Source organism: Pseudomonas marginalis, from assembly GCF_024169655.1.
Classification (GTDB): Bacteria; Pseudomonadota; Gammaproteobacteria; order Pseudomonadales; family Pseudomonadaceae; genus Aquipseudomonas; species Aquipseudomonas paraveronii.
Genome location: NZ_JALJWV010000001.1, coordinates 2,566,173 through 2,584,380, shown reverse-complemented (window position 1 = coordinate 2,584,380; position 18,208 = coordinate 2,566,173). Strand labels below are relative to the sequence as shown.

The following is an 18,208-nucleotide window of genomic DNA, read 5'->3' as shown; positions in this document are numbered from 1 at the left end:
AGAGACAACTAGAATCCAGACCAACGATTAAACAACGCCTCCCGTGCCTGCTGTCAACGGGCGCTTGAGCTATCTGCTGCCTTGCGCGCTTCGCCGCCCATTACCGTGGGCCGCGACTCCGTCACCGAGCCGTTTTAGGCGTGTCCAACGAGAATAACGCTCAATTGATGTGCAATCGCCATCATCGCTGTTCTCGCCATCTGCCTCGGGAGGTTAGAATGTGGGAAATCAGGATGAATTAATGACCGAAAAGTCTGTTTCAGAAGCCGAATATGACGCCATCACCGACGCCGCCGCGGATTGGTGCATGCGCCTGCATGCAAGTGATTGCACGGCGGACGAACGACAGGCCTTTCAACGGTGGCACGATGCTCATCCGCTGCATGCTTTCGAGTACGCCGCAATGCTGGAAATCTGGGACGTTGCCGGTCACTTGCCACGCCACGCCCCTGCCCCCGTTTTAGTGCCGCTCAAACCGCGCAGCCGGTTGCGTACTTATGCCGTGGCAGCCTCGGTGTGCCTGGCGGCCCTGCCCCTGGCGGCGTTCACCGGCTGGGAAGCGGGGTGGTTGCCAAGTGCCTATGAACGGTTCGAAACCCGCAATGGTTTGCGCCAAGTCACGCTGGACGACGGCAGCCAGCTAGAGCTCAACCTGGGCACCGAACTGATCTACGCCAATTACAGGGACCAGCGCAGGGTCACGCTGAGCAAGGGCGAGGCGTTTTTCAAGATCAGTCATGACAGCACCCATCCATTTGTCGTCAGGGCCGGTGAGGGACAGGTACGAGTAACCGGCACCCAATTCAACGTGTGGAAATACGAAGACCAGGTGCGGGTGATGTTGCTCGAAGGCTCGGTGCAGATTTCCAGCGACCCGGCACACAGCAGCGTGCCACTGACCCAGGGCATGCAAGCCAGCTATCAACAGGGCGATACCACCCCGCGTGTGCGCTCGATCAACCTCGGCGACAGCGCCCTCGCCTGGCGCCAGGGTAAATTGGTCCTGGATAACCTGGCCCTGGCCGATGCGTTACCACTGATCAACCGCTACCTGAACAAGCCCGTGATGCTGGCCGATACCGAGACCGGGACGATTCGTATCGACGGCACCTACAACATCAGCGAGGTCAACAACCTCGTGCCCTCCTTGCCCAAGGTTTTGCCGGTCTACCTGACCCAGAACCAGGATGGCAATCCCGTCCTCAACTCCATCCCACGTAGAGCGCCCAAGGGCTGAGCCTGTTGCCAGCATCCGTGGGTTTGCTTGCGCCTGCTGTGTCCATTTTTGAAACACCTCTCTGTCCTGAACGACCCGGCCTGCGCGGATTCATCGTTTTGTCACACACAGTGTTACATCACTGATACAGGCTCCCGAACTCACCGCCTGCGGGCCAGGTATATCGGGAATTGCCGGCCGGCGTCGGCAGGTTGTATCAGCGCTGAAACAGCGTGGCCATCACTTAGCCTGCTAAGTTTCATAGCTGTTTGATTAACAACAATAAATTGAAAGCGGCACGCCTCCTGCTCTATTCCTTACAGCGCTGTTTAGGGTCAGCGCTACGAATAAGGAATTTTGCCATGGACACACATAATCCAGGCTCACTGAGCCTCCTGCTGATTAGCTGCGTACTGAGTACCGGCGTGAGCCTTCCAGTGCTCGCGGCAGGCGATGGTGTGATCGTGATTCAACGTCAAGTCCAACCTTATGCGATAGGCCGGACACGCGGCACCGACCCTTACCCCACCACGGTCAATACCAATCCCTCGGCGACCATCAACAGCGAAGTCAGCGACAACGACTTCGCCGGTGTGAGCAGTGGCGTCAGCATCACTCGCAGCATCATGCCCAATGGCGAGCTGGCCGGTTTGACCAACACCAATAGCCTTGGCCTGGGCGCTGGCAGCGCAGCCGGCCATGGCGGCGGCGGTGTCGCCGGCACGGTCAACAGCGCGGTATCCAGCGGCCTCGCCCCGCTGAACAATATCGGCGGCATGATCGGGGGAGCGATGAAATGAACGCCTCCTGGATGCTCCTCGCCGTACTCAGCTGCACGGCGGCAATGGCCGACAGCAGTAATAACGCAACGATCGATAACTCGGCCAAGCAATACAACGGCGTCGTGACGCTCAACCAGGCCGCAGGCGACCAGCAACAACTGAGCAACAACGTCGCGATCGCGGTGGGCCACAACGCCCAGGCGAACATCGCCATCACGCAAAAAATCAGCGGCGCTGCCGCAGACCGCGCCATGGATGCCACAGCGGCGATCCACGGCACCTCCTTCAGCAATGGCAACGGTGTACTGAGTGTCAACCAGTCGGCCGGGGCCCAGAACCAGATGATCAATGCCGTGCGAATCAGCATCAACGCTGGCCCGCAGAGCATCGACGACAGTGTCATGTCGCAACAGAACGTTGCGCTTGCAACAGACTCCGGGTTGAACCCTACCACTGGCAGCCGCCAGGTCGTTACCAGCGACCAGGCCTTCACCGGCAGCCGTGGAGTGGTACAGGTCAACCAGAGCGCCGGGGTGGGGAACCGAGTGGCTAACACCCTGAATCTACGACTCAACTGATGGAGCTGAGTCGCCAGCTACACCGTACCAACACTTAACCAACTAAATAGAAGCAAGGAGATACACCATGAAACCTACAATGGCTCTTAAACCACTGGCTTTCGCTCTCGCTGCTCTCATGGCTGTTGCTGCTCAAGCGGGTCAGACTCATCATCATCCACAACCACCAACCGTCGCTGCCGCGGCCGCCAATGACGGTCAAAGCAACCATGGCAACGTGGTGATCAATGACAAAACCCAAAACAACGCGTCGGCCAACAGCTCCTACAACCACAGCAGCGGCGTAGCCAACGGCAACGTTCTCAGCGGTGACAACAACCAAGGCAAAAACGACGTAGTCGTTCAGTCTGCCGATGCTGATTTCGTGTTCGCCGCCGTGAACTCCGCACAATCGAACACCGGTAACCTGGTGATCAACAGCGGCACCAAAAACAATGCCTCTCTCAACGATAGCGGTAACAACGCTTCGGGCATCATTCAGTTGAACGCCGCCGCGGGCACTTCCAACCAAGCCAGCAACAGCACTGTCGTTCAGTCGAACAAAGACGGTTCTGGCGGCCTCGCAACCGTCAATGGCGTGCAGGAAGTATCCAGCAACCTGACGCTCAACATCAGCAGCGGCCACAGCTGGAGCGCCAAACCCGTTGTCAACAACGCCAGCGTGAACAACTCGATGAACTACAGCTCTGGGGTGTCGAACTCCAACGTTCTGTCGGGCAGCAACAACCAAGGTCAGAACAACGTAGTGGTCCAATCCACCACTCGCTTCTGATCCAGATCGGGCCTTGGCAACAAGGCCCTTTTTATTTCCAGTGTCCAACAGGTCATACGATCATGCGCCTCGTTGCCTTCTGCCTGCTGTTAGCACTCACCGGCCCGACCTGGGCAGGGCAAATGGCCGTGGTCATGCCCGGCGGTGGGTTGATCTACAAAAAGGTCGAGAGCATCCGCGAGCGCAAGTTCGCCAACCTGGTGGAACAGAAAACCGATTTCAGCTGCGGGGCCGCCGCACTGGCGACCATCCTGCGCCAAGCCTATTGGATGGACGTGGATGAAGATCACGTCATCAAAGGCATGCTGGCCAACGCCGACCAGGATCTGGTGCGTACCCAGGGCTTTTCCATGCTCGACATGAAGCGCTACCTGGAAAGCATCCACATGCGCGCCAGGGGCTACCGGATCACTCCGGAAGTGCTGATCACGGTCAAAGTGCCGGTCGTCGTGCTGCTCGATATTCGCGGCTACAAGCACTTCGTGGTGTTGCAGCGCGCCGACAAAGACTGGGTGTATATCGGCGATCCCGTGCTGGGTCACAAGCGTTATGCCAAGGACGATTTCATCAAGGGCTGGAACGGCATCGTATTCGCCGTACTGGGTGAAGGCTACGACAAGGCCAACGTCTTGCTCGACCCACCCACGCCACTGACTGCCAAGAACAAGCTGAACGAGTTCAGCCCGGTGCGCGACAGCGAATTGATGGACTTCGGTTTTATCCAGAGCGACTTCTTCTAGATAGAAGCGCAATAAGGGGTAGGAAGCTCCAGGAGCAAACGATGAATACTCTCCGTTGGCTGACAGTCATGTGCCTGGCAGCCTCAGCACCTGTTTATGCTTCATCGGCGTTCAAGCCGATTGAACTCAAGGATTCGGAAATGGCCGAGTTGCGCGGCCGCTATGTGATGCCGGGGCGGATTGTCAGCTTTGGCATTGTGATGAGCAGTACCTGGACTAACGCCGCCGGTGCCACCGTGACCGGCACTGCCAACATGCAAGTCAACTCCACCACCATCACGCCGCAATTTTACGTGCAGATTACCGGCAGCGATGGCAACGGCACGACCCAGCAGCCTACCGGCACCGGCACCGTCGTCGGCGGCTCCGGCCTCGGCACCGGCCAGGGCGTGGTTCAAAGCGTGCGCGCGGCGGGTGATGGCAACACAGCCACCAACGGCGTTGACATCAACGTCACCAAAGACGGCTTGACTCCGGCCAACTATGTGCAGTCAGGCCAGGCGTTACTGGCCGGCCAGCCGATTACCGGCAGCACTGCCGCTGGCCAGGTCACAGTGAGCGCCAAGAACGGCGGCCTGCAGATGGCGCTGCTGGCCAGCAACAATCAAGGCAACGTCGTGCAGCAAATTGGCGGCGGCAACGTCCTGCAAGGCACGGTCATCCAAGGGAACAGCAACTTCGTGAACAATCTGACCCAACTCAATGTAGTGATGGGAAACAGTGGTCTGAACAATATCACGCAAAATCTTAACCTAGATCAACTCAAAGGCCTTCGCCCTTCCGGTTATTGAACTACGCTGAGCCACGACACTTACGCATTAGGAATGGGACGGCTTATTTCATGCATCGATCGTTATCGTTACGTGCCGTGATTTGTTTGAGTACGCTCCTGCCGGCGTCCGCGCTATATGCCGCACCGGACACCGATATTGAAACCTTGAAACAGGAACTTCTGGAGCTCAAGCAACGTTATGAAGTGCAGCAAAAAGCACTGGCAGTATTGGAGCAACGCGTTCGACAAGTAGAAGACCAACCCGCAACACCCGCGCCTAGACGCTTGGTCAAGTCGCCTGCCGACTTGAGAAAAGGCGGCACCACCGTGGCCGGCAACGCGCCTGGGGTGGGCGCGGCGGCGGCATCGGGCGGCGCCGGCGGTGGCAGCTCCTATGGGCAAAGCCTGAAGGATGACTCGGCGCCGGCACAAAGCGTGAGCAACTTGTACAACGAGGCCAGTGGCTTCTTCGGCAATGGCAAGTTCAGCTTTGAAACCGGCGTCACCTATGCCCGCTATGACGCACGCCAGTTATCCCTTAACGGCTTTCTGGCACTGGACTCGATCTTCCTCGGTAATATCAACCTGGACCGAATCAAGTCCGACAGTTGGACCCTGGACCTGACCGGGCGCTACAACGTGGACAACCGCTGGCAGTTCGATGTGAACGTGCCGGTGGTGTATCGCGAGTCGACGTACCAGTCCGGCGGTGCCGGCGGCAGCGCCAACACCACATCGGAAGGCTCGGTTACCCGAGACCCAACCATCGGCGATGTGAACTTCGGCATTGCGTATAAATTTCTCGACGAAAGCGCCAGCCTGCCGGATGCGGTGGTGTCGTTTCGGGTCAAGGCGCCTACCGGCAAAGATCCTTATGGCATCAAGCTGATCGAATCGCCGACCAACACCAACCTCGCCGTGCCGGAAACCCTGCCGACCGGTAACGGCGTGTGGTCGGTGACGCCGGGTATCTCCCTGGTCAAGACCTTCGACCCGGCGGTGCTGTTCGGTTCGCTGTCCTACACCCATAACTTCGAGGATTCGTTCAGCGACATCAGCCCCAACGTCAACCAGAAAATCCCCGGCAAGGTCAGTCTGGGCGACAGCTTCCAGTTAGGGGTCGGTGTCGCCTTCGCCCTCAACGAGAAAATGAGTATGTCGTTCTCGGTGTCCGACCTCGTGCAACGCAAGAGCAAGGTCAAGCAAAGCGGCGCGGATTGGCAATCGGTGGTCTCCAGCGACGCCAACGCCGGCTATTTCAACGTGGGCATGACCATCGCGGCGTCGGATAACCTGACGATCGTGCCGAACCTGGCCATTGGCATGACGGATGATGCGCCGGACTTCACCTTCAGCCTGAAATTCCCGTACTACTTCTAAACCGCGCACAAGGAAAAGCCCCGCAACGATAAGGGTCGTTGCGGGGCTTTTCGGTTTACCCGCCCTAGCGGATCTGGTGTTTGTGCAACAACCGGTAGAACGTCGGCCGGGAAATCCCCAGCACACGGGCCGCGACACTCAGGTTGTCGCTGTGCCGGTTGAGCACATCGCACAGCGCCTGGCGTTCGGCGCGGTGTTTGTAATCTTCCAGTGTAGCCATCGGCGACGAAATTGCCTGCTGACCTTGCAAACCCAGATCAACGGCTTCGATTTGCCGCCCTTCGGCCAGTACCAGGCCCCGACGCACACGGTTGGCCAGCTCACGCACATTGCCCGGCCAAGGGTGGTGCCCCATGGCCACCAGCGCGTCTTCGCTGAAACTGCGCGGACGGCGCCCGGTTTCCTGGCTGTAGAAGCGCGCAAAGTGGTTGGCCAGCATGGCAACGTCGCCGTGGCGCTCGCGCAACGGCGCAGTGACCACTTGCAGTACATTCAAACGGTAATACAAGTCTTCACGAAACGTACCCTTTGCCACGGCGGCTTCCAGGTCGACGTGAGTCGCCGCCAGCACCCGCACATCCACCGGGATGGGCTGGCTGCCGCCGACACGCTCGATCTGTTTTTCCTGCAGGAATCGCAGCAGGTTGGCCTGCAGCTCCATCGGCAAATCGCCGATCTCATCAAGAAACAATGTGCCGCCATTGGCCGCCTCGATCCGCCCGACCTTACGCTGATGGGCGCCAGTAAATGCGCCCTTTTCGTGGCCAAACAGTTCGGATTGGATCAGGTGTTCGGGGATCGCGCCGCAGTTGATCGCAACAAACGGTTTGGCATGGCGCTGGGATTGGCGGTGCAGGGTTTTGGCCACCAGCTCTTTGCCAGTGCCGCTGTCGCCGCGGATCAGCACCGGGGACTCGGTGGGCGCCAGCTTGGATAACAACTTGCGCAGCTCACGGATCGGTCGGCTGTCGCCCAGCAGCTCATGTTCGGGCTCGTCCACCGCGGTATAGCCCTTGCCCCGCAGCCTTGCCATGCCAAAGGCGCGGCCAAGGGTGACCTGCACCCGGGACACATCAAACGGCAAGGTATGGAAGTCAAAAAACCATTCGCAGACAAAATCCCCGACGTTCTGCAGCCGCAACACATCCTGGGTGAGCACCGCGATCCACTCAGTGCCGCTGCGGCTGATCAGCTCCTTGACGGCTTCGGGCCGCTCCAGGTGGTACGGCTGCAAACGCAGCAACCCCACATCGCAGGATCGATCACCCACGGCCGCCAATGTACAGCTGTCCACTTCCCATCCCGCCGCACGTAAGCCTGGCATCAGCTCATGGCAATCATCACAGGGGTCGACCACGAGCAAGCGGCGTTGCGCAGGTGTACCAATCATGACTATTCCTTGGCGCCAGAATTGCTAAAGTTATTTATAAACAACGATTTGCGATGTTTGTAAGTTACAGTATCAAAATCTTGACAGTTGCCTTGTATCGTTTTGCTATATGTCTTGGCAAAAAGCCACTCCACCGTCACTTCCCACAAAAAAAGCCGTTCCCGCTGAGTACCGTATTCGGCTTTCAAAACAGCCGCTTACATGATGCTAATCACGGAAAGTTGAAATTTGTTGCTCTAACATGTGACCCGTACCCCGTCATCGCGCATCAGTACAAGTAACTTGCCGCACGGTCAGCCCAACCGACGGCACTCACTTGATTGGGCATTTAGAGAGAAGACCTACATGAACGCCCCGCTCCGCATCAACGAAGCTCTTTTGATCGCAGACCGTGCTTTCCGGCCCTTCCAGTGCGTGGCCTGGCATGATGGCAACGGTGCCCTCAGCCTGAGCGTCATCGACCGCACCAATACCCGTATCGGCACTAAACAGCTGTCATCGAGTACCTATACCGATCCGGCGCAACTAGAAGATTTGTTGTTGCAGGCGCGCGCCGAGCTCGATAAAGATGGCCACCAGTTGCAGTCCTGGGCCATGCCGAAGTAATTCGAAACTGCAACTGGCGAACACTGCGTTGTAAACGGCAGGGCTCGCCAGTTCAGTATTAAAACGCCGATGCTCTAACTTGGCGTATCGAACACGGTGTGTGGCACTTTGAGAATAAACCGCTCGATCGCTTGCGCCGCACCGTCCTCGAGATTGCTGCCAGTGACGACATCGGCTTGGCGCTTGACGGTTTCTTCAGCCTGGCCCATGGCAATCGACAACCCGGCCACATGAAACATCGCCGGGTCGTTGCCACCATCGCCGATGACCGCCGTCTGTGCCAACGGCACCCCGAGGTGCGCGGCCAAGGTTTTCAAGGCCTCGCCTTTGTTGGCCTTCATGGCGGTTACATCCAGGTAGATCGGTTGCGAACGCGACACTTGGGCCAAGCCCTGCACCTTGGGCTGCAACTGCGCTTCCAGCTCCACCAGCAATTGCGTGTTGCGACTGGCGGCGACGATCTTGTCGACCCGATCCAGGTAAGGTTCGAAACTCTCCACCACCAGCGGCCCATACCCCAGGCCAGCGGTTTCGACCGCGACCATCGGCCCAGGCGGATCGCGCCGCAGCCATTCGCCGTCGGCAAACAGCCAGACCTCCACGTCCGGCTCCCCGGAAAACAGCGCCAATGTCACCAGCGCCGCCTCTGCCGGCAGGCGGTGCGCCACCAGCACAGTTCCGTCAGGGTTGACCAGCGTGCCGCCATTGAAGCCCGCCACCGGCACGTCGATGCCAAACGCTTGGATCATCTGCAACATGGCCTTGGGCGGACGCCCGCTGGCAAGGCTGAACAACACGCCCGCTTCACGCAAAGCGCGAACCGTTGAAAGGGTGCGCTGGGTCGGGGTGTGATCCGGACGCAATAAAGTGCCGTCCATATCACTCAATACAAACCGGATGGGATGATTCGTTGCATCACTCATCCGAGCGAGTGCCAGGCGCGGCCATCGCGGGCCAGCAACGCATCGGCCGCTGCAGGGCCATCTTCACCGGCCTTGTAGGCCTGAATCCCGTCGTCTTCCTTCCACGCATCGAGAAACGGCTGCACCGCACGCCAGCCGTTTTCGATGTTGTCGGCGCGCTGGAACAGGGTCTGATCGCCGGTCATGCAGTCGTAGATCAAGGTTTCGTAACCCGTCGACGGCTGCATTTCGAAGAAGTCTTCGTAGGCAAACCCCAACTCAATGTTAGCCATGTCCAAGGTCGGCCCTGGCCTTTTCGCCAGCAGGTCGAACCACATGCCTTCGTTGGGCTGGATCTGGATCTTGAGGAAAGTGGGCTTGAGTTCACTCACCTCGGTGTCGCGGAACTGCGCATAGGGCGCGGGTTTGAAGCAGATCACGATCTCGGTATCGCGAATGCTCATGCGCTTGCCGGTGCGCAGGTAGAACGGCACGCCTACCCAGCGCCAGTTGTCGATCATCACTTTCAGGGCGACGAACGTCTCAGTGCTGCTGTCGGGCGCGACATTGGCTTCTTCACGGTAGCCGGGCACCTGCTTGCCGCCAATCTCACCGGCGGCGTACTGCCCACGCACCGAATTAGCCCGCGCATCCGCTGCGGACCAGGGACGCACGGCACCGATCACCTTGGCCTTTTCACCCCGCACTGCGTCGGCGCCAAACGCCGCCGGCGGCTCCATGGCGACCATCGCCAGCAGTTGAAACAAGTGGTTTGGCACCATGTCGCGCAGGGTCCCGGTTTTTTCGAAGAAATTACCCCGGGTTTCCACGCCGACGGTTTCGGCGGCGGTGATTTGTACGTGGTCGATGTAATGGTTGTTCCAGAACGCTTCGAACAACACGTTGGAGAAACGGCTGATCAGGATGTTCTGTACGGTTTCCTTGCCCAGATAGTGGTCGATGCGATAGATCTGCTTCTCGCTCATCACCTTGAGCAAACAGGCGTTCAACGCTTCGGCGGTGGCCAGATCGGAACCGAACGGCTTTTCGATCACCACGCGGCGGAAGTGATCATCGGTTTCCGTCAACAGACCGGCACTGCCCAGGCGCTGCACCACTTCACCGAAGAAGCGCGGCGCGGTGGCCAGGTAGAACACCGCATTGCCGGTGCCGCTGTCGGTGATTTTCTTGGCGATGTCGGCGTAGGTGCCGTCGTCGAGGAAATCACCCTCGACGTAGCTGATACCGTTGGCCAACTGCGCCCACAGCTGCGGGTCCAGTGCGTTGTCGGCATTGCCCTTGACCTTGCTCGCGGCTTCGGTGCGAATGAAGTCCTCGAGTTTCTTGGCAAAGTCGGCATCGCTGATAGCGTTGTGATCAACGCCGACAATGCGCAGGCCATTGCCCAGCAGCCCGTCACGACTCAGGTTGTACAACGCCGGCATGAGCAGGCGCTTGACCAGGTCGCCATGGGCGCCAAACAGAAACAGCGTAGTGGGGGGCGCGGGTTCGGCCTTGGATTTCTTGCCGTTGGCGGTCATTTTTTGGAAGTCTCCACGTGACCACCGAAGCCAAAGCGCATGGCAGACAACATCTTGTCACCGTAGGTGCTCTGCTGACGCGAGCGGAAACGCGCAAACAAAGACGTGGACAACACCGGCACCGGCACGGCTTGTTCCATGGCCGCTTCGATGGTCCAGCGGCCTTCACCGCTGTCGGCAACCGAGCCGGAGTAGCCGTCGAGTTTAGGGTCGGTGGCCAAGGCGTCGGCGGTCAGGTCCAGCAGCCAGGACGACACCACGCTGCCACGGCGCCAGACTTCGGCGATATCGGCAACATTCAGGTCAAAGCGCTGGTCTTCTGCCAGGTTTTCCGAGTTTTTGGTCTTGAGGATGTCAAAGCCTTCGGCAAACGCCTGCATCATCCCGTACTCGATGCCGTTGTGAATCATCTTCACGAAGTGCCCCGAACCCGCAGGGCCGGCATGAATGTAACCGTGCTCGGCGCGGGGGTCAGCGACGGCGGAGCGGTCCTTGGTGCGTGGGATGGAACCCAGGCCCGGCGCCAGGCTGGCGAAGATCGGGTCAAGGCGCTGCACGGTCTCGGTGTCGCCACCGATCATCATGCAGTAGCCACGCTCCAAGCCCCATACGCCGCCCGAGGTGCCGACGTCGACATAGTGCAGGCCTTTTTCCGACAGGGCCTTGGCGCGACGCACGTCGTCCTTGTAGTTGGTGTTGCCGCCGTCGATGATCACGTCACCGTCGTCCAACAGCTCGCTCAACTCATTGATGGTGTTTTCGGTGGGGTCGCCTGCCGGCAGCATCACCCACACGGCGCGAGGCTTTTGCAGCCCGGCAACCAGCGCCTTCAAATCGGCGACGCCGGTGGCGCCCTCTTCGCTCAGGCCTTTGACAAATGCTTCGTTACGGTCGTAAACAACGGTGGTATGCCCGTTGAGCATCAGGCGCCGTGCAATATTACCGCCCATGCGGCCTAGTCCAATAATCCCCAGTTGCATGTGCTGATGCTCCTAACTACTAAAAAATGTGTGGCATAGTTTATAGCGCAACGAGGCTAATGAGGGTTAGTCCAGAGCGGATCGGTGTAGTTTCATGACAAAAAAGTAGCCAGCATTTCACCATCACCCCCGCAAAAGTCACACGACCACTAAAAATATAAAAGTTCCATTGATACTGAAAAGAATTCAGAATTGCTTCCGACTGATGCCGAGAATCTTGAATCATGCGTTCTGGCACCGCGATCTACCGGCTATTTGCGAGGTAAGCAATGAGCACAGCACAGATGACCCGCCCGCCACAGACCCTCTACGTCAGCATCCGTCGTGACGAGTTGCGCCAATTGAAGGCCGAACGCGACCAACTGCAACAGGAAGTCCTGCGCCTGCGCTCACACCTGCAAGGCCAGCTGGATCAGCCTTCCAGCCCACAGCCCACCCTCTGCTGAGTGACGCTGTAAGGTAATCCTTACAAAAAACTCACGAATTTTTCACATTCCCGTCACGATACTCCCGCCCGAAGGGCCGCCTCACACAAGGGCGGCCTCTGTTGCGTGCGTCCCTGCGCATCAGCTGAAAAATTATCGGGTTGGAGCGCTGGATGGCGATGTTCAAACGCAGCACTACGTCTGCGAAAGGTTTTGATTGGGCCGGCTTGGGTTGGCTGTTCCTGTTTTTCTGGTACTTCTCGGGTATTACCCAACTGCTGATTCAACTGACCGGCACTTCCGGTTTCAGTGGCTTTCGCCAAGCCTTCTTCATGAGCGCGCTGTGGTTGGCGCCTATGTTGCTGTTCGCGCGCCATACACGCCTGCTCGCCGCAGTGATTGGTGTGGTGCTGTGGGCTTGCTCCATGGCCAGCCTGGGTTATTTCTTCATCTATCAGCAGGAATTCTCCCAGAGCGTCATCTTCATCATGTTCGAGTCGAACATTTCTGAAGCGGGCGAATACGCCACGCAATATTTCGCCTGGTGGATCGTGCTGGCGTTCATTGCGCACACCGCCTTCGCCATCTTCCTGTGGACGCGCTTGCGCCCGGTTTACCTGCCTCGCGGTCAGTCGATACTGGCCGCGGTAGCCATTGTGCTGGCCGTCGTCGGCTACCCGCTGGTCAAGCAGATCGCCACGAGCGAAACCATGGAGCTGGCCATCGACCGCTTCGAAACCCGCATCGAGCCAGCTGTACCGTGGCAGATGATCGTCGCCTACCGCCGCTACACCGAGCAACTGGACAACATGCAAGGCATGCTGACCAGCGCCAGCCAGATCCCGCCGTTGAAAAACCTCAAGGACAGCATGGCCGGCCAGCCTTCGACCCTGGTGCTGGTGATCGGCGAGTCCACCAACCGTCAGCGCATGAGCCTCTATGGCTACCCGCGCAGTACCACGCCGGAACTGGACAAATTGCGTGACCAGTTGGCGGTGTTCGACAACGTCATTACCCCTCGCCCCTACACGATTGAAGCGCTGCAACAGGTACTGACCTTCGCCGACGAAGAGAACCCGGACCTCTACCTCAAGACGCCGTCGATTGTCAGCGTGATGAAACAGGCCGGTTACAAGACCTTCTGGATCACCAACCAGCAGACCATGACCAAGCGCAACACCATGCTCACGACCTTTTCCGAACAGGCCGACGAGCAGGTCTACCTGAACAACAACCGCAACCAGAACGCCCGCCAATACGACGGCGACGTGCTGGCGCCCTTCGCCAAGGCCCTGGCCGACACCGCCGAGCGCAAGCTCATCGTGGTCCACCTGCTGGGCACGCACATGAGCTACCAGTACCGCTATCCGCCAACCTTCGAGAAGTTCACCGATCGCCAGGGCGTTCCGGACGCTATCAGCGATGCTCAATTGCCGATCTACAACAGCTACGACAACGCGGTGCTGTACAACGACTTCGTGGTATCGAGCCTGATCAAGGACTACGCCAAGACCGACCCCAACGGTTTCCTGCTGTACCTGTCGGACCACGGTGAAGACGTGTTCGACTCCGCAGGCCACAGCACCCTGGGCCGTAACGAAGGCAAGCCGACAGCGCCGATGTACACCATCCCATTCATGGCCTACGCCTCACCGAAATGGCGCGAAAGCCACGACTGGAAATTTGCCGGCGACCTGCAACGGCCCTACAGCAGCTCGCAGCTGATCCACACCTGGGCTGACTTGGCCGGCCTGAGTTTCGATGAGCTGGACCACAGCAAAAGCCTGGTCAGCGACAGCTTCAAACCGCGCCCGTTGTTGATCGGCAACCCCTACGAGCGCCAGCAGAAAGCCCTGATCGACTTCAGCCTGATCAAACCGAAGACGGCCGACACTGCCAACGTGGTGCTCAAGTAAACAGGCTTCACAATAGAAAGTTAACAATCGTTCTCGTTTAAACCTAAAGTTCCGCGCCTCCTTTCGTCTTTGAGCCAAGGCCTTCTCTTACTGAGAAGGTCGCAAAGACGACAAGGAGTCTTCCGCGATGTTCGCGCCCTTTACCCGCTCCATGACCTTTACCCTCAGCCTGTTCAGCCTGGCGCTGAGCCCGGACCTGCTGGCTGAAACCGACCCCGAACAGATGCCGCCCCCCACGCTGGAGCTAGGCAGCACCAACATCACCGCCGAAGGCCTGGGTGCCAATACCGAACATACCGGGGCCTACACCACCGGCTCGATGAGCACCGCTACCCGGCTGAACCTGTCGATCAAGGAAACCCCTCAATCCATTTCGGTGGTCACCCGCCAGCAGATGGACGATTTCAATCTCAATACCCTGACCGACGCCTTGCGCCAGACCACCGGCGTGACGGTTCAGCATCTGGATTCGGACCGGGCCAGTTATTCCTCCAGGGGTTATTCGATCAATAACTTCCAGGTGGATGGCATGCTCAATACGTTCGGGCGCATGAAGTCCGACTCGGACACCATCATCTACGACCGTATCGAAGTAGTACGCGGCGCCACCGGGCTAACGACCGGTGCCGGCGATCCCTCCGCCACCGTCAACATGGTCCGCAAACGCCCGACCACGCAGTGGCAAGCCAAGACCGGCATCAGCGGCTCCAGCCATGACAACTACTACAGCTACCTGGACGTGGGCGGCCCACTGGCCTTTGACGGACGCCTGCGCGGGCGCACGGTGATGGCTTACCGTGACAGCCAATCCTTTCGCGACAACTACGCGCTGCAACGGGAAGTGGGCTACGGCATTCTGGAAGCCGACCTGACGGACGACACCGTGGTAGCCGTAGGCTTCGACTACCAGAACAAACACGTACAAGGCACTTCCTGGGGCACCCTGCCCTACTGGAACAGCGACGGTAGCAAGGCCACTCTCTCGCGCTCGGCCAACCTCGCCGCCGACTGGAGTTCCTGGCCACTGAAGGACAAGACCACCTTCGCCTCCATCGACCACAACCTGTCGACGGACTGGCGCCTGAAAGCCGCCTACACCCATCGGCAAAGCGATACCGACGGCAAGGTATATTACGGCGGCGCCGGTTTTCCGAATGCAGATGGCAGCGGCATGACGGCCTGGACCAACCAGATGGTCGGCACCTCGAAAATGGATGCGGTGGACTTTAACCTGGCGGGTGCCTATTCGCTGTTGGGGCGCGAACATGAGTTGATGGTGGGTTATGGCGAATCCGAGCAGCGCGACACGTCCCCCTTCCAACGTTTTGTAACGCCCCAAGGCTACGAAACCATCGAAGACTGGAAGCACATGGGCGGCATCGGCAAATTCGCCGACCGCACCACCGGCCTCAAGGGTGAACACAGCAGCAAAAAACAGAAGGCCGGCTACCTCGCCACACGTTTGAGCCTGACCGAAAAGTGGCACGCAGTACTGGGCAGCCGATATGGCAGTTGGGAAACCGAAAGCGTCTCTCCCAAATACAACCTCGATAACCAGTTGACCGCCTCAACCAAATCCAGCCAGACCCACACGGATATGTGGACACCTTACGCAGGCCTGCTCTACGACCTGACGCCGGAATACACGGTGTACGCCAGCTACACCGATATCTTCAACCCGCAGGACGAGCGGGACGCCAGCAAAAAATATCTCGAACCGGTGGTCGGCAGTAACTATGAAATCGGCCTCAAGGGCAGCCTGCTCAATGAGCGTTTGAACCTGTCCACCGCGTATTTCTGGAGCACCCAGGATAACGTCGCCGAACTCGACAATGCGGCCCCGCCAGACCCGGTCACCCGCGAGCAGTTCTACAAATCCGGCGGCAAAGGCAACAAGGTGCAAGGCTTTGAAGTGGAGGTATCGGGCGAAATCATGCCGGACTGGAACCTCACGGCGGGCTACACCTACACCCATTCGCTCAACGGCGATAAGCAGCGCAACAACACCGACCAGCCGATGAACATGCTGAAGATGTCGACCGCCTATCGCCTGCCAGGTGCATGGCGCGGGTTGACGGTGGGCGGCGCAATCAATTGGCAGAGCGACTTCTACGACTTCGCCGAGCGGCCGATCGGCGGTCGGGACCAGGATGGCTACCTGCTCACCGAATCCACCAAGATCAGCCAGCAGGCCTACACCGTGGTCAACCTGATGTCGCGTTACTCGTTCGACGAACATGTTTCGGCGTCGGTTAACGTCAACAACCTGTTCGATAAAAAATATTATGAACGCGTCGGCTTTTATAACGGTGTGTACTGGGGAGACCCTCGTTCGATCACCTTGGCACTGGACTGGAAACTCTAACCACCCGGCTCTCAAAGTTTGCGAGAGGGCTAACTTGGCGCCATTGAATGGCGCCTTTTTTGCCTGTGACTTATTACAACGGCTTATTCCAAAACAACATACGCCCATGGGCCGGATCAAATACCGAGTCGTCAAAACCGTACTTGCGGTACGCCGCTTGCGCCACAGCATTGCCCTCGAGCACTTCCAAAGTGATCTTGCAGCAGCCACGCTGACGGGCGATTTCCTCGACCTTCTGCAGCATTTTCTGGCTCAGCCCCAGGCCCCGAAACTGATTCATCACGGCCACATCGTGGACATTGACCAGCGGGCGGCAAGCGAAGGTGGAAAACCCTTCAAAGCAATTGACCAACCCCGCAGGCTCGCCGCCCACGAATGCCAAGACACTGAACGCATGCGGGCGCTTGGCCAGTTCAGCCGGCAGTTGTTGCAGCAGGTCGGCTGGCAGGCTGTGGCCGCCACCCATAGGGTCTTCAGCGTAATGATTGAGCACCAGGGCGATGGCCTCGGCATGCACAGGATTGGTGTAGCTGGCTTGCAGCACCAGGATGTCAGGGGTGTCCATTTCCTTCCTCGATAACGACAAACAAGGGAATCAGCTCCCTCTGAGGAGAACGATTGTAAGCGTGGAGCAGGCGCTAGATGAAGGAGATTAGCTACAAAAAGCTGCCGGAAAGCGCGAAGGTTTTCCGCATCGAAAGCCGCTATAGGCCTTGCACGAGGCTTTTTCCTACACCCCAAAGCGCTGCAATTGCATCTCCTGCAAGCGGCTCAAGGTTCGCCTGAAAGGGAATTCCAGATAGCCTTCGGTATAGAGGCTTTCCAACGGCACTTTAGCCTCGATGAACAGTGGCACCTTGCGGTCATAGCATTCATCCACCAGGGCGATAAAGCGCCGCACGCTGTCATCGTGTACTGACAACTCGGGCAATTCGCGATCACCGGCCGCCACCCGCTGGACACCGTCCTCGGTGCCTCGGGCGATCCGCCCCGGACGCTTTTGCGCACTCAGGTTGGGGACCTCACCCAGCAGGATCGCCTTGAAACGATCACACAGCAGCATGAAATCCATCGCCGCCAAAGGTTGCTCGCACAGGTCGGCATACCGGCACCACAGCACCGTGTCGCTGGCCTGCACCGCCACAATGCAGCGATGACCGACACTGACCACCCCGTGGCGCACCGCTTGGCCCTCGCTCAATTGCTTGAACACCGCGGCCAGTGCATCCGGTTGATCGACCCAATAGCGCTGCACGCCGACACCCGGGTGCAAGCGATGGTCTTCGCCACCGTCTACGGCCACCACTTGCATGTGCTGCTTGATCGCCGCAATGCCCGGCAGGAAGCGCTCGCGATTGAAGCCGCCGGCATAGAGCTGCTCGGGCGGTTGATTGGACGTGCAGACCATCACCACGCCCTCTTCGAACATCACCTGGAACAAGCGGCCGAGGATGATTGCGTCACCGATGTCATTGACGAACAACTCGTCAAAGCACAGCACGCGCACCTCTTGGGCCAACTCACGGGCCAACGCTTGCAACGGATCATGGGTGCCGGTGAGCTGGAACGAACGCTGGTGTACCCAGCCCATGAAGTGATGAAAATGTTGGCGCCGCGCTGGCACGCGCAGGCTAAGGTAGAACTGGTCCATCAACCAGGTTTTGCCCCGCCCCACCGGCCCCCAGAGGTAAACCCCGAGGATCGGCGAGCGCCCCAGGTGCAAGGCCTGGTGGCAGGCCTGCAGGGCATCCACCGCGCGGCGCTGGGCATCGTCGGCGACGAAGCCTAACTGGGCAGTGGCGTATTGATAAGCAGCGAGAGGCGAGTCGAAAGTCATGCGCGC

Annotated in this window: 17 protein-coding genes; 11 read left to right on the top strand and 6 right to left on the bottom strand. The window is 58.8% G+C overall.

All coding sequences use genetic code 11. The features are described from left to right. Positions 1-241: 241 nt before the first annotated feature. The 7 genes from J2Y83_RS11660 to J2Y83_RS11630 all read left to right on the top strand — a co-directional run bounded on the left by J2Y83_RS11660 (position 242) and on the right by J2Y83_RS11630 (position 6,240). Complete coding sequence (locus J2Y83_RS11660; protein ID WP_253395299.1) at positions 242-1,237, top strand: FecR family protein; 996 nt, start codon at positions 242-244, stop codon at positions 1,235-1,237. Between the two features lie 341 nt (positions 1,238-1,578). Further along, positions 1,579-2,016 (top strand): hypothetical protein, encoded by a 438-nt coding sequence (locus J2Y83_RS11655; protein ID WP_253395297.1) that lies wholly within the window; start codon positions 1,579-1,581, stop codon positions 2,014-2,016. Then, positions 2,013-2,576 (top strand): adhesin, encoded by a 564-nt coding sequence (locus J2Y83_RS11650; RefSeq protein WP_253395295.1) that lies wholly within the window; start codon positions 2,013-2,015, stop codon positions 2,574-2,576. Before J2Y83_RS11655 ends, J2Y83_RS11650 begins: the two co-directional genes overlap by 4 nt. Before the next feature lie 67 nt (positions 2,577-2,643). Then, on the top strand, positions 2,644-3,348 hold the full coding sequence (locus tag J2Y83_RS11645) for a heme utilization protein (RefSeq protein WP_108526584.1): 705 nt from the start codon (positions 2,644-2,646) through the stop codon (positions 3,346-3,348). A gap of 62 nt (positions 3,349-3,410) precedes the next feature. Continuing rightward, on the top strand, positions 3,411-4,088 hold the full coding sequence (locus J2Y83_RS11640) for a C39 family peptidase (protein ID WP_253395293.1): 678 nt from the start codon (positions 3,411-3,413) through the stop codon (positions 4,086-4,088). A 41-nt stretch (positions 4,089-4,129) separates the two neighbouring features. Next, the gene (locus tag J2Y83_RS11635) at positions 4,130-4,879 is read left to right on the top strand and encodes a hypothetical protein (protein ID WP_253395291.1); all 750 of its coding nucleotides are present in this window, start codon (positions 4,130-4,132) and stop codon (positions 4,877-4,879) included. Positions 4,880-4,929: 50 nt separating this feature from the next. Continuing rightward, on the top strand, positions 4,930-6,240 hold the full coding sequence (locus J2Y83_RS11630; RefSeq protein ID WP_253395290.1) for a hypothetical protein: 1,311 nt from the start codon (positions 4,930-4,932) through the stop codon (positions 6,238-6,240). Between the two features lie 64 nt (positions 6,241-6,304). On the opposite strand, the gene J2Y83_RS11625 is transcribed toward J2Y83_RS11630, so the two are convergent. Beyond that, a complete protein-coding gene (locus J2Y83_RS11625; protein ID WP_253395288.1) occupies positions 6,305-7,630 on the bottom strand; it encodes a sigma-54 dependent transcriptional regulator in 1,326 nt (441 codons plus the stop codon). A 345-nt stretch (positions 7,631-7,975) separates the two neighbouring features. On the opposite strand from J2Y83_RS11625, the gene J2Y83_RS11620 reads away from it, so the two are divergent. Continuing rightward, the gene (locus tag J2Y83_RS11620) at positions 7,976-8,236 is read left to right on the top strand and encodes a hypothetical protein (RefSeq protein ID WP_253395286.1); all 261 of its coding nucleotides are present in this window, start codon (positions 7,976-7,978) and stop codon (positions 8,234-8,236) included. Positions 8,237-8,310: 74 nt separating this feature from the next. Here the strand turns inward: J2Y83_RS11620 and J2Y83_RS11615 are convergent, their stop codons facing one another. The 3 genes from J2Y83_RS11615 to gnd are packed head-to-tail and all read right to left on the bottom strand — an operon-like array spanning position 8,311 to position 11,659. After that, on the bottom strand, positions 8,311-9,159 hold the full coding sequence (locus J2Y83_RS11615) for an HAD family hydrolase (protein ID WP_253395284.1): 849 nt from the start codon (positions 9,157-9,159) through the stop codon (positions 8,311-8,313). Next, complete coding sequence (gene zwf, locus J2Y83_RS11610; RefSeq protein ID WP_247395748.1) at positions 9,156-10,679, bottom strand: glucose-6-phosphate dehydrogenase; 1,524 nt, start codon at positions 10,677-10,679, stop codon at positions 9,156-9,158. Before zwf ends, J2Y83_RS11615 begins: the two co-directional genes overlap by 4 nt. After that, the gene (gene gnd, locus J2Y83_RS11605; protein ID WP_253395282.1) at positions 10,676-11,659 is read right to left on the bottom strand and encodes a phosphogluconate dehydrogenase (NAD(+)-dependent, decarboxylating); all 984 of its coding nucleotides are present in this window, start codon (positions 11,657-11,659) and stop codon (positions 10,676-10,678) included. Before gnd ends, zwf begins: the two co-directional genes overlap by 4 nt. Before the next feature lie 269 nt (positions 11,660-11,928). Between gnd and J2Y83_RS11600 the strand changes: the two genes are divergently transcribed. From J2Y83_RS11600 to J2Y83_RS11590, 3 genes are all read left to right on the top strand, one after another. Beyond that, on the top strand, positions 11,929-12,105 hold the full coding sequence (locus tag J2Y83_RS11600; RefSeq protein ID WP_301294971.1) for a DUF6026 family protein: 177 nt from the start codon (positions 11,929-11,931) through the stop codon (positions 12,103-12,105). Between the two features lie 152 nt (positions 12,106-12,257). Beyond that, on the top strand, positions 12,258-14,000 hold the full coding sequence (locus tag J2Y83_RS11595; protein ID WP_253395280.1) for a phosphoethanolamine transferase CptA: 1,743 nt from the start codon (positions 12,258-12,260) through the stop codon (positions 13,998-14,000). Positions 14,001-14,127: 127 nt separating this feature from the next. Continuing rightward, positions 14,128-16,365: a TonB-dependent siderophore receptor gene (locus J2Y83_RS11590; protein ID WP_253395278.1), complete on the top strand. Its 2,238-nt coding sequence runs from the start codon at positions 14,128-14,130 to the stop codon at positions 16,363-16,365. A gap of 73 nt (positions 16,366-16,438) precedes the next feature. On the opposite strand, the gene J2Y83_RS11585 is transcribed toward J2Y83_RS11590, so the two are convergent. Then, positions 16,439-16,930 carry a GNAT family N-acetyltransferase gene (locus tag J2Y83_RS11585; RefSeq protein WP_247395738.1) on the bottom strand — a complete coding sequence of 164 codons (492 nt, stop codon included), beginning with the start codon at positions 16,928-16,930 and terminating at the stop codon, positions 16,439-16,441. A gap of 165 nt (positions 16,931-17,095) precedes the next feature. Continuing rightward, positions 17,096-18,202 (bottom strand): cell division protein ZapE, encoded by a 1,107-nt coding sequence (gene zapE / locus J2Y83_RS11580; protein WP_253400381.1) that lies wholly within the window; start codon positions 18,200-18,202, stop codon positions 17,096-17,098. Positions 18,203-18,208: the final 6 nt, after the last annotated feature.